This window comes from uncultured Oceanisphaera sp. (assembly GCF_947495715.1).
Taxonomy (GTDB): domain Bacteria; phylum Pseudomonadota; class Gammaproteobacteria; order Enterobacterales; family Aeromonadaceae; genus Oceanimonas; species Oceanimonas sediminis.
The window spans coordinates 93,369-104,726 of sequence record NZ_CANLZU010000019.1 but is presented as its reverse complement, the minus strand read 5'-3'; the positions used below and the strand labels follow the sequence as shown (position 1 = coordinate 104,726).

At 55.1% G+C, this 11,358-nt stretch carries 10 protein-coding genes and 1 riboswitch; of the genes, 5 read left to right on the top strand and 5 right to left on the bottom strand.

The genetic code is table 11. The annotated features are described in order from the left end of the window. The first annotated feature begins 382 nt into the window (after window positions 1-382). On the top strand, window positions 383-853 hold the full coding sequence (locus Q0753_RS13120; RefSeq protein WP_298721832.1) for an RNA-binding protein: 471 nt from the start codon (window positions 383-385) through the stop codon (window positions 851-853). A gap of 24 nt (window positions 854-877) precedes the next feature. Here the strand turns inward: Q0753_RS13120 and murI are convergent, their stop codons facing one another. Together murI and Q0753_RS13110 are read right to left on the bottom strand one after the other, a co-directional pair. Then, complete coding sequence (gene murI / locus Q0753_RS13115) at window positions 878-1,708, bottom strand: glutamate racemase (protein ID WP_298721829.1); 831 nt, start codon at window positions 1,706-1,708, stop codon at window positions 878-880. A gap of 253 nt (window positions 1,709-1,961) precedes the next feature. After that, window positions 1,962-3,770, bottom strand: a complete 1,809-nt coding sequence (locus Q0753_RS13110; protein WP_298721826.1) for a TonB-dependent receptor — start codon at window positions 3,768-3,770, stop codon at window positions 1,962-1,964. Between the two features lie 36 nt (window positions 3,771-3,806). Further along, window positions 3,807-4,011, bottom strand: a riboswitch (cobalamin riboswitch). A 182-nt stretch (window positions 4,012-4,193) separates the two neighbouring features. Here Q0753_RS13110 and Q0753_RS13105 point away from each other — a divergent pair. The 3 genes from Q0753_RS13105 to Q0753_RS13095 all read left to right on the top strand — a co-directional run bounded on the left by Q0753_RS13105 (window position 4,194) and on the right by Q0753_RS13095 (window position 7,180). Then, complete coding sequence (locus Q0753_RS13105; protein ID WP_298721824.1) at window positions 4,194-5,534, top strand: sulfite oxidase; 1,341 nt, start codon at window positions 4,194-4,196, stop codon at window positions 5,532-5,534. A 9-nt stretch (window positions 5,535-5,543) separates the two neighbouring features. Next, complete coding sequence (locus Q0753_RS13100; RefSeq protein ID WP_298721819.1) at window positions 5,544-5,912, top strand: hypothetical protein; 369 nt, start codon at window positions 5,544-5,546, stop codon at window positions 5,910-5,912. A 335-nt stretch (window positions 5,913-6,247) separates the two neighbouring features. Beyond that, window positions 6,248-7,180: a hypothetical protein gene (locus Q0753_RS13095; RefSeq protein WP_298721816.1), complete on the top strand. Its 933-nt coding sequence runs from the start codon at window positions 6,248-6,250 to the stop codon at window positions 7,178-7,180. 51 nt (window positions 7,181-7,231) lie between these two features. Here Q0753_RS13095 and Q0753_RS13090 read toward each other — a convergent pair whose 3' ends face one another. Next, window positions 7,232-7,759: an ATP--cob(I)alamin adenosyltransferase gene (locus Q0753_RS13090; protein ID WP_298721813.1), complete on the bottom strand. Its 528-nt coding sequence runs from the start codon at window positions 7,757-7,759 to the stop codon at window positions 7,232-7,234. 142 nt (window positions 7,760-7,901) lie between these two features. On the opposite strand from Q0753_RS13090, the gene trmA reads away from it, so the two are divergent. Next, on the top strand, window positions 7,902-8,999 hold the full coding sequence (trmA, locus tag Q0753_RS13085) for a tRNA (uridine(54)-C5)-methyltransferase TrmA (protein WP_298721810.1): 1,098 nt from the start codon (window positions 7,902-7,904) through the stop codon (window positions 8,997-8,999). A gap of 218 nt (window positions 9,000-9,217) precedes the next feature. Here the strand turns inward: trmA and Q0753_RS13080 are convergent, their stop codons facing one another. Together Q0753_RS13080 and Q0753_RS13075 are read right to left on the bottom strand one after the other, a co-directional pair. Further along, window positions 9,218-10,462 (bottom strand): malic enzyme-like NAD(P)-binding protein, encoded by a 1,245-nt coding sequence (locus Q0753_RS13080; protein ID WP_298721807.1) that lies wholly within the window; start codon window positions 10,460-10,462, stop codon window positions 9,218-9,220. Window positions 10,463-10,579: 117 nt separating this feature from the next. Next, entirely contained in the window at window positions 10,580-11,332 is a 753-nt protein-coding gene (locus Q0753_RS13075; protein ID WP_298721804.1) for a thermonuclease family protein, read from the bottom strand. Between the last annotated feature and the right edge of the window lie 26 nt (window positions 11,333-11,358).

Genomic DNA, 11,358 nt, shown 5'->3' with positions numbered 1-11,358 from the left:
TTGTTTTGTTCGTTTCAAACCCTTGTGACCGTTGGCGTGTTGCCCCGTGTCAGTGGATGCGCATTATAGGGAACCGCTGATTTTGCGCAAGGGCTTTTTTGACAAAAACAGGCCTTTGGTGGCCAACAGCCTAAACACCCAGCAAAAACACAGCTTAACCACAGAGTTACTCACACAGGGAGGCATCATAATTATCTTTGCGGTCATTTATCGAGCAGCGGTGAGGAATTTAAGGATTCAAGATCACATTTATGGCGCTTGCCGCACTCCATCATTACTCTACATAGCTCAATTGAAGCTATGCTGTTATCGATGACATGGACTCTATTGTTCATAGGCTCACATACCCTACATATTCATCCACTTTGAGATTGGACTGCCGATGAAGTTATCCCAGTATCCTGTTTATATTCAGTCTGCCTTGTTTGCCCTTGTGCTGGCCTTGGCCGGTTATTTTTTTATTGCCTGGACTGCGCCTTCACTGACTCCCGCCATCCTTTTTGCGCTTGGCTTGCTGCTGGGAGGGCTGATCGTCCCCTTGCTCACCCGCTCCCCCGAGCCTGAAGTCATTCCAACTACTACCTTATATGTAGGCAATCTGCCCTACCGGGCCAACGAGGCGTCGGTAAGAGCATTGTTCGAGGGCTTTGGCCAGGTGTTATCGGTCCGGCTGATGAAAGACAAGCACACCGGCAAGCGCCGTGGCTTCGGTTTTGTAGAGATGCCCAGTGACGCGGCACAGTCGGCTCAGCAGGCGCTGAACGACTCGGAGTTTCAGCAGCGCACGCTGAAGGTCAGAGAAGCCAATGAGCGTAAAGATGAAGAAGAGGGTAGTGATCAGGCTCAGCCCTGAGAGCTGATGTGAGTTCTGAGGGGCCTAGAGCCTGAACTCCCTGAGTTCACCGAAGCCTTCGTTAGTAAAAGTCCCGGCCTGCTGCCGGGACTTTTCCGTTAACCGGGTACAGAAAAGCAGTCCCTTCCCATCATGACAGCCCGCCCCCCTTCGAGTAGATGTCTCCTCTAACAACAAAGTGGAGACTCGACGAGCGATGGCCGCTCCGGAATCGATAAGCCTGGCCTTGGGAAGACAGAGGCTGACTTCGTCTGCCAGCAGCGGAAAATGAGTGCAACCCAGCACTATGGTGTCCGGCCCTTTCGGCCCACGCCAGGGCGCCAGTATCTGCTCCAGGCGACGCGTGTCGACCGACTGACCCGAGAGTTTGTCTTCCGCCATTTTCACCAGCTCTGTGGTGCCCAGCAAAGACACTTTTAGATCGGCGGCAAAATTCTGGATCAACTCGGCGGTATAGCGGCGAGACACGGTGCCCGGCGTGGCCAGCAGGCCGATATGGCCCGATTCGCCGGCTAAGGAGTGAGTTTGCTGATGCTGGCGGCTGTATTCGGCGGCGGGCTTGATGGCCGGTACCACCCCCACCACCGGGATGTGCAGTCTCTCGCGCAGTGTTGGCAGCACATGGGTGCTGGCGGTATTGCAGGCGATAATGGCGATATCGACGGGGTAGCGCGCCACGAAGGCTTCGAACAGCTCGACGACCCGCTCAACCAGCCGCGACTCGCTCAGCTCGCCATAGGGGAAGCAGGCGTTATCGAACAGGTACAGGTATTGATGACCCGGCAGGGTCCTGCTGACCTCGCGATAGACGGACAGACCGCCCATGCCGGAGTCGAAGATAAGAATGTTTGCCACTGTCTACCCTTTCTATGCAGAGCCTGCCCTTAATCTGCAAGGCCAGCCCTCGCTGTGCAAGGGCAGTATCATAGCGCCAAAGGCGGATATGAAAAAGCCGGCGCGAAGGCCGGCTTTAGAGTAGATGGTTTGCGCTGGTGCCCTGTCGCTGACAGGCACAGTACGCCGACTCGCTGCAAGTACATCCATGTAAGCTCGACGGCGGCATCCATGCCGCCAACGGTCGGCTTAACTGTATCCTGTCAGCGCCTGCTCAGAAGCGGTAACTCGCGTTCAAATAGTAAGCTCTTTCTGCCGCCGGATAACCGGATGCCAGCTCATATTCTTTATCGAAGAGGTTAGCGATTCGACCACGCAACTCAAGGTTGGGAGTTAGATGCTGTACCAATGCAAGATCCCAGAGACTGTAACTGGGGTTAATAGTGTCAGAAAATTCAGAGTCCGCATCAAAACGCTCCCCTTGATACAGATAGCTAAGTGCGACCTCTGTATCACCAAATGCAACACCGCCCTGCCATTTAGCCTTATGCTTGGCACGACGGGCCAATTGACGATCCAGCTCCTCATTGTTCGCATCTAGATATTCGAGCGTCAAGTCATGCCGAATAGGTCCAGTATCAAACCCCAACTCAAATTCCAAACCTTTAATGTCAGCTTGGTTGATATTTTTGTTCAGATAAACAAAATTTCCGACTTCTTCAGCCACTATGATTTGATCGATAAGATTGCGGTAGGCTGATACTCGCCACTGAAACGACTCGTGATTACCTTTGATACTTGCTTCCCAGTATTCTGACTCTTCAGGTACCAGATCAGGATTACCAGCAAACCCATATAGATGATAGAAGGTCGGCGCCTTAAAAGCAGTTCCTGCGCCAAGTGACACGGTAACCTCATCGCTCAATGCACGCCCGAGTGCCAACTGCCAGGTATTATGTGTGCCAAATTGCTCGTTATCATCTGCTCGAACACTACCTTCCAGGAACCAAGGTGCTGGAGCCCACATCAGCGTCACGAACGCAGCCTCATTGTCACGTTCTCTGTTTGCAGAATTATTGTTGGTTCCAGGCAGTACCTGCTCTCGACGCCAATCTATGCCTAGGTTAAGCGTCCAATCGTTAGCTGGTTTAATGGTATTCAACCAAGTGGCATTGTGCTGGCGGATGAATAATAAAGACCCCGACCTCTTGTCCACTTCAGGGGCATGATCATAATCATATTGTCGCCCGTAGCCATAAGTTAGCTCACTGCGGTAATGCTCGTTACGATATTCAACACCGCCACTTGCATCCAAAGCTTCCACATCTCTTTCTAAAAGAGAACCAAAACCATCATATTCAACCTTATTTTCATACTTTCGGACTGCTCCAAAAGCCCGCCAATACTGGTTAACATCATGATTCAAGTTAAGCATCCCTGACTTACCTCGAAACCCGTGCTCTGTACTAGGGCTGGCCCAGTCAGGATGTACGTTATAGCCATCTTCAGCCTCATAGCTGATAGCGGCTTTCACGTGGGTTGAATCACTAACAGCCAGCGAGCTCAGCCCCGTTGCTTGCTGGTACCCCCGACTACCGATTCCCACGTCAATCAGGTTCAGGTCATCGCCCTGCTGTCCTTTGGTTATGATGTTAATCACCCCTCCAATGGCATCGGAGCCATAGATAGCGGCACGTGGCCCCCGGATATACTCAATACGCTCAATCAACGCGACGGGGAATTGGTTGAAATCTGCTCCGCCGACCACGCTTCTAGTCATGCGAACCCCATCAACCAACATCAAAGTGTGATCTGATTCTGCTCCCCGGATAAAAACACTGGCCAACTGGCCTCGGCCGCCATTCTGACCAATATCGATACCCGGCAAGTAGCGAAGAGCATCTGGCAAGGACTTGACGTTACGCTGACGAATTTCTTTAGCGGTGATCACTTCTACCGGTGCTAGTACGGTGGCTCTAGGCTGCTCGACCCGGTTGTAGATGGTGATATTGGTGGAGTCTGATGAATTCTGAGCAAAGGCGGCCCATGGCAGCAAGGCTACTGCCAACAACTTTTTGGACATGTTCTTCCCTAAATCGCGTAGTGATCGCCAACAGGCCATTCCTGTTGGCTCTTTGGCAGGTATTCGGGCTTGAAGGCTCGGGCCATGCCCACCTAGACGACGACTTCCCACCCATTTTTGATTGAGCAGTGCCTGGGATGAACCCGTGTCGTGTTCGTTCCTTATTACCGCTGCGCGCCAGCTCCGGATTTGCACCGGATTCCCGTTTATGCCTGTCGGCACCAAAGCGGGGGGCATTATAGGAAAAGGGGGCCTGACTGTATATGCACACACAGTAGTCAAATACGCATAATTCATCATAAAAATTAATATGATGCGGATCGCAACCAAACAAGATTTACATATCGGCAACATGCGGCTATTTGTTAGGCTGCAGTCACTCAGGATCAGGCTCGGCGCCAACAGCGCCCAAGGAGAGAAACAATGGCAAACGACCCAAACAGCAAAAACAAGCAGCCCAGCCGAGGCTTGCACGAACTCTACGCCGAAGACCCCATCAAAGCCGATGAGCTGGTATGGGATCGAGAAACCGATGCGGGCAGCCGCCGGGGCTTTCTCAAGCGGGGCGGCCTGCTGGCCATGGCCACCGCCATTGGTGCCAGCATTCCCTTCGCCAACAACATGCCGGCCGGTTTGATTCCCGCCGCCTTCGCCCAGTCCGACGAACCGTTTTCCATACCGGGCAAGGAAGGCCTGACCATTCTCAACGACCGGCCGATCAACGCCGAAACTCCCCCTCACCTGCTGGATGACGAGGTGACTCCGGCCAAGCACATGTTTGTACGCAACAACGGGCTGCTGCCGAATGTAAAGGCGCTGGACCCGGCCACCTGGACCCTAGAGATCGCCGGTGAGTCTTGTGAAAAACCCACCACCTTCACCCTGGCCGAGCTGAAATCCCGCTTCAAGCATCATACCTATCAGCTGGTGGTGGAATGTGGTGGCAATGGCCGCAGTGAATTTGTGCCCGCCGCCAGCGGCAACCAGTGGACAACCGGGGCCATTGCCTGCCCCCGCTATACCGGTGTTCGGCTGAGAGATGTGCTGGAAGCCTGTGGCATCAAGCAGGATGCGGTCTATATCGGTTATTACGGTGCGGATCTTCATCCCAGCGGCGACCCGGCCAAAGCCGCCATCTCTCGTGGCGTGCCCATGTCAAAAGCGCTGGAAGACGAAACCCTGATCGCCTGGGCCATGAATGATGAAGATATTCCGGTGCTGAATGGTCACCCGTTGCGTCTGGTCTGTGGCGGCTGGCCCGGCTCGGTGTCGGGCAAGTGGCTGAATAAAATCGTGGTCCGTAATCAGGTGCATGATGGCAACAAGATGGCGGCCCCGTCTTATAGTGTGCCCAAATATCCGGTGGCTCCGGGCACCCAGGTACCTAATGAAGACATGGAAATCATCGAATCCATGCCGGTGAAATCGCTGATCACCTTCCCCAAAACCGGCATCAACCATCCGCAGGGAGAGTCTCTGCTGGTGCGCGGTCACGCCTGGGCCGGCGATCTGGAAGTGACCGAGCTGCATGTTTCCATCGACTTTGGCGTTACCTGGCAAAAGGCGGATCTAAAAGCCCCGGCCAACCGACTGGCCTGGCAACACTGGAACAGCGAGCTGAGCTTTCCGGAAAAAGGCTATTACGAAATCTGGGCCAGAGCCGTCGACAGCGAAGGCAAGGCACAACCCATGGTGGTGCCGGGCTGGAACCCCAGAGGGTACCTCAACAACGCCTGTCACCGTATCGCGGTACAAATTGTCTAGGAGGACGTGATGGCACATCCTGTTGCCTTGAGTTTGTTACTGCTGGGTCTGTCTTCTACGCCGGCGCTGGCCGCCGAGCTGGATCCGCAAACCGGCTTTATTATCGCCCCCGGCTGGGAAACGGTACGCAACAACTGTACCGCCTGTCACTCCGCCAAACTGGTCACCCAGAACAGCGGCAGCCGCGAACACTGGCTGTCACTGATCCGCTGGATGCAGGACAAGCAGGGGTTGTGGCCGTTCGATGCCAATACCGAGGACACTATTCTGACTTACCTGAGTAGCGCATACGGTCCGAAAGAAGGCGCGCGTCGCCCACCGCTACGAGCCGATCAACGGCCAGAAAACCCCTATAGCCAACCCGCCAAGGCGGATTAATCACGCAAGCGCCACCCGGCGAATACCGATAACCAAAAACAACGCCGCCGCGCCCCATGGCCCGGCGGCTTTTTTGTTTTGGCTATTCGTTTTATCCCACTTCTGGCGCTAAAGAAACCCGGCGCCTGGGCCGATATACTCCTTCGAATTTTCCGGCAACAGTCGCTTCAAAAACGCACTCGCTGGCAACTCGCCTTGACGGGCAGCACCTGGAATGTATTAACGCTATCGCCCCGGCATTCCACTAACCAGCCCGGCTGGTACTTCATCGCCATACGCTTATTCTGTTGCCGCCAAGACATATAAGCACTGACTAATATAAAAAGGAACATGACGTGTCATCACATACTCTGGTAAAAACGGCAGCCGCCGGCATGCTGCTCGCCGGGCTGACCGGTTGCGCCAACCATTTACCCGCAGAAACCGTTAACTCCATGGATATAGATCGGGAGTCGCTTCGTCAGGACTATTCCTTTCAGGTTCAAGGCGTTAACCAAAGGTTTATTGATCAACCATCGCCCGGTTTCAGCGTGATCGAGCAAGAGTCCTTTAATGTCACCACCTACTCGGTCAATAAAACACTCGATGTTTATACTCCCTACCAGCCCTTGCGCGAGCTGTATGAGTTTCCGGGCGGCATCATCATGACCGCAGGCGGCATCGTCTTGTCGATAGCCGATGTGCTGCCTTTCTTTGGCATGCTGCCGGACGTGATGACCAAGGATCTGCTGGCCAACGGCGTAGCCGGCATCAATCCCTTCATGAATATCGAAAGCCAGGCCCGAAGCGAGAAAAAGGTGCTGGGCACACCCGAGCGTGAGGTGATCGATCAAAAGATCGAGAAAATCGAGTCGCCACTACGCCAGTTCAACTTGACGGCCGCCCTTGATGCCAATATTGCCTCACTGGAAACGGATGAAAACGGTCTGTTGTTGGTAGACCTGCTGTCTTTGATGGATGGCGATACGGCACCAGGCATGCTGACCCTGAGTGCAGCCAACGCCAGTGGAGAGCAGGTGAGCCATGAATTTCCGCTGACGCGCAAATTGTCTGTCCGTCTGCTGCAGGCCAAACAACTGATGGCCAAGTATCAACAGATTGACGGCGACAAACTGGAATTGCCAAAGGCAGTTGAAGATCTGAATACCCTGAGTCGCTGGGGCTTTGAACACAAGGTCCGCCGTCTGGAACAGCAAATCCGCGAAAAGCTCGATAGCCAGCAGCGGCGGGACTTCGATCAGCAACTGGCTCAGGCGCTGGCCGGATAACAACCATCGATAGCGGCCAGCTATAACCCGACAGATAACATCGGTATCCGCTCAGTAATTGATGCTGATATAGGGCACCTCTTCGGTGCCCAGCCGATCCTTGATGGCCACGGTCAATACGAAGAAGAAGTTGGCCAGCACATTGGCAAAACGGGGCAGGGTTTCATCGAACGTCCTGCCCTCTTGTTCCAGCCTTACCAGCATGCGCACTATTTTCTTGCCGGTACAACGACACAAATGCAACTGCGGCACCGGGGCCGGTCCTCTCGGCAGCACGAAGCCGGTGACTCGCCCTGCCGTTTCCTGCTGATAGTGACTATATCGCGCTTTCAGCCACTCGATATCCCGCTCGAAAATGCCGTTCTTGCCCCTGACCGAACCGTTAAGGTTATAGATCAGCGGTTGTAGCTGCTCCAGATCATGTCGAATGTCGTCAAACCCTTGAGGCAGCATCGACAGCACCACACCGATATGACAGCACAGCTCGTCGGTAAGAATTTCATAATCGCAGGTCAATCGGGTCTCGAAGATAAAGGGATAACACCATTCCCGCAGATCTTCCGGTTTTTTACGGCGCATAGCCATTTCCTTTTGTTTCATTCCGTTAGCGAAGGCTGCAGTCTGGCAAAAGCCCCTTGCGAGCACCAGACCGCCGCCCGATAACTGGACAAATTCGCCGCAGGCCGTAGAATTTGCGCTTCGTTTTACAGAGAGGCAACTCATGAGCACAGTGGTCACCCCGCAAACCTACCAGGCACAGTTGGATGAAAAGGCCGACCGGCTTCGGGAAATCTTCGCGCCCTTTACCGCACCGACGCTGGACGTGTTTGCCTCCGAGCCCGAACACTACCGCATGCGCGCCGAGTTCAGGGTCTGGCATCAGGATGAAGATCTCTACTACATCATGTTTGATCAGGCCACTCGAGAGAAATATCGGGTCGACCAGTTTCCTGCCGCTTCAACCCTCATCAACCGAGCGATGCCGCTGCTGCTGGAGGCGCTCAAGCCCGATCCCGTGCTGCGCCGCAAGCTGTTTCAGGTCGACTTTCTGTCGTCATTGAGCGGTGAGCTGGTGATCAGCCTGCTCTACCATCGCCAGCTGGACGAGGCCTGGCACAGCGCTGTACAGGGCGTGCAGGCACAACTGCAACAACAGGGCATTACCGCCAGCATCATAGGTCGGGCCAAAAAGCAGAAATGGGTGGTGGGTCAGGACTATGTGGTGGAAAAACTGCAGGTAGCCGGCAAGGAACTGGTCTACCAGCAGGTGGAGAACAGCTTTACTCAGCCCAATGGCCGCATGAACGAGCGAATGCTGAGCTGGGCTGTGGAGGCCACCCAGGGTGCCAGCGGCGATCTGCTGGAGCTGTATTGCGGTAACGGCAACTTCTCTCTGGCGCTGGCCGCCAACTTTCGCCGAGTGCTGGCCACCGAAATCTCCAGCTCTTCGGTCAAGTCGGCCCAGTACAACATTGCCGCCAACACTATCGACAACGTGACCATATTGCGTATGTCGGCGGAAGAATTCACTCAGGCCATGCGCGGCGTGCGCGAGTTTCGCCGCCTGCAGGGCATCGATCTCGCCAGCTATGAGTGCAACACCATACTGGTGGATCCACCCCGGGCCGGACTGGACGAGGAAACCGTCAAACTGGTGCAGGAATACGACAACATCGTCTACATCTCCTGCAACCCCGACACTCTGCGCCAGAATCTGGACACCCTGTCACAGACGCACGAAATCAGTCGCTTCGCCCTGTTCGATCAGTTCCCCTATACCCATCACATGGAAGCCGGGGTCTACCTGACCCGCAAGTGAGGGGTGAGACAAGAACGAACTGTAAGCAGCACCGGAACATCAAGGAGGACAAAGGGATCTGCTCAGCCGGCCATCACATGACAGGGATGTCATGTGCTGAGCGTCACAGGGATGTGCTTGAGCGGGTCGGATGAGCGGGCCCTTTGTCCGGGATAGATATCACGCTTCATGATCAAAAAGGGGAGCCGAAGCTCCCCTTTTTCATGTCATGTCCGGAATCAATCCAGCATGTAGTTTTCCGGCAGGCTGATGCGAGCCACACCGGATTCCACGGCAGCCACGGCCACGGCGCGGGCGACGCGGGGCAGCAGGCGCGGGTCCATCGGCTTGGGAATCACGTAGTCCTTGCCGAACGTCAGCGCGTCGTAACCGGAAGCATTCAGCACTTCCTGCGGTACCGGCTCTTTGGCCAGTGCGCGGATGGCGTCAACGGCAGCCACTTTCATCTCGTCGTTGATGCAGGAAGCGCGAACGTCCAGGGCACCACGGAAGATGAACGGGAAACACAGCACGTTGTTCACCTGGTTCGGGTAGTCGGAACGACCGGTACCCATCACCAGATCCTGGCGTACGGAATGAGCCAGCTCGGGCTTGATTTCCGGATCCGGGTTGGAGCAGGCAAAGATAACCGGGTTCGGCGCCATCAGTGCAACGGCTTCGGCCGGCAGTACGTCGGGACCGGAAACACCGACGAATACATCGGCGTCGGTGATCACGTCTTCCAGAGTGCGCTTGTCGGTGTTGTTGGCAAACAGCGCCTTGTATTCGTTCAGATCGTCACGACGAGTGTGGATCACACCCTTGCGGTCCAGCATGTAGATGTTTTCACGCTGAGCGCCACACTTGATCAGCAGTTCCATACAGGCAACGGCAGCGGCGCCGGCACCCATACACACCACGCGTGCTTCGGCGATGTCTTTACCCTGAACGTCCAGGGCGTTGATCATGCCGGCTGCGGTCACGATAGCGGTACCGTGCTGGTCATCGTGGAACACGGGGATGTTGCAGCGTTCGATCAGCGCCTTTTCGATTTCAAAACACTCGGGTGCCTTGATATCTTCCAGGTTGATGCCACCGAAGGTATCGGCAATGGCAGCCACGGTCTGAATGAATTCTTCGGTGGTGCGGTGCTTGACTTCGATATCCACGGAGTCAAGGTTGGCGAAACGCTTGAACAGCAGCGCCTTGCCTTCCATTACCGGCTTGGAGGCCAGCGGGCCCAGGTTACCCAGCCCCAGAATGGCGGTACCGTTGGTGATAACGGCAACCAGGTTACCCTTGGCGGTATATTTGTAAGCGTTGTCGGGATCGGCGGCGATTTCGCGCACCGGCTCGGCCACACCCGGGCTGTAGGCTAAGGCGAGATCCTTGGCGGTTTCAGCCGGCTTGCTGATTTCAACGGAGATCTTACCCGGAGTAGGTAAGGCATGATAATCGAGCGCTTTTTGACGGAAGTCGGTCATTCTACGAGTACCCTGATGCGATTGTTGACATTTATACGATTTAAGTGTGAACAAGTTTATCACAATGTTTATACAATGTGATAGTAGTCAACTTATTCACCCTTGCCTAGCAAAAATTCATTGCTCTACCTGGTAAAATTGCCAGGGATGATTCAACCACAATAACGGTCGACCATGTTGTCGACCACCGGGGCTGGCACGAACCCGGCCACGAATAAACAGCCGGTCTCCTCGCCGCAGCCTCTTCAGGCTGGCGCGTGCCGCCGCCGGCAACTGCTTGCCGGCCATCACGGTCAGCGGGCCTTCCAGCTCGAGCTTCAGTCGCCCCGAGCCTGGCCAGGGTTGTACCACCCTGGTCTGCAACAGTTGCCAACCACCGGAGGAAACGTCGGTCAACGGCGCTTGCCATACTCCCAGACGATGTTGGCGAGCCCGCTGCTCGGCTGCCAGCCAGCACCGCCAGTAATCATCGTTGGGCGGAATCAGCAGCAGGGGCCCCAGCCCCTGCTCGAGCATGGCGGTTACCAGCAAATCGCCGTTAACCGTCAGTGGATGAGCCAGCCAGCGTCCATAATCATCACGCCTTTCAACACCAAAAACCAGTTTCAATCGACCCCCTTTCGGGATTTTATTCTGCAGCCAGCGCCGGGCTGCATCGGCCCCGAATTCCGCCGCTAATTTGCTGTGTTTATTGAATTCTGGCGTATCGATGCCGATAAAGCGGATTACTCTACCGTTCTGCAATATGACAGTGTCACCATCTACAATATGCCGAACTGTTACGGTTTCGTCTGCCGGTGGTGTGGGGCATGTTGCCACCACAATCAGCGGCCACCCTCCCATGATCAACAGCCAGAGCCACGGTTTCATTTCGCTTCCCGACACAAAAAACTGCC

Coding starts and splice junctions, on each gene's coding strand:
- Q0753_RS13120 (WP_298721832.1), top strand. CDS start 383: ATGAAGTTATCCCAGTATCCTGTTTATATTCAGTCTGCCTTGTTTGCC.
- Q0753_RS13110 (WP_298721826.1), bottom strand. CDS start 3,770: ATGTCCAAAAAGTTGTTGGCAGTAGCCTTGCTGCCATGGGCCGCCTTT.
- Q0753_RS13105 (WP_298721824.1), top strand. CDS start 4,194: ATGGCAAACGACCCAAACAGCAAAAACAAGCAGCCCAGCCGAGGCTTG.
- Q0753_RS13100 (WP_298721819.1), top strand. CDS start 5,544: ATGGCACATCCTGTTGCCTTGAGTTTGTTACTGCTGGGTCTGTCTTCT.
- Q0753_RS13090 (WP_298721813.1), bottom strand. CDS start 7,759: ATGCGCCGTAAAAAACCGGAAGATCTGCGGGAATGGTGTTATCCCTTT.
- trmA (WP_298721810.1), top strand. CDS start 7,902: ATGAGCACAGTGGTCACCCCGCAAACCTACCAGGCACAGTTGGATGAA.
- Q0753_RS13080 (WP_298721807.1), bottom strand. CDS start 10,462: ATGACCGACTTCCGTCAAAAAGCGCTCGATTATCATGCCTTACCTACT.
- Q0753_RS13075 (WP_298721804.1), bottom strand. CDS start 11,332: ATGAAACCGTGGCTCTGGCTGTTGATCATGGGAGGGTGGCCGCTGATT.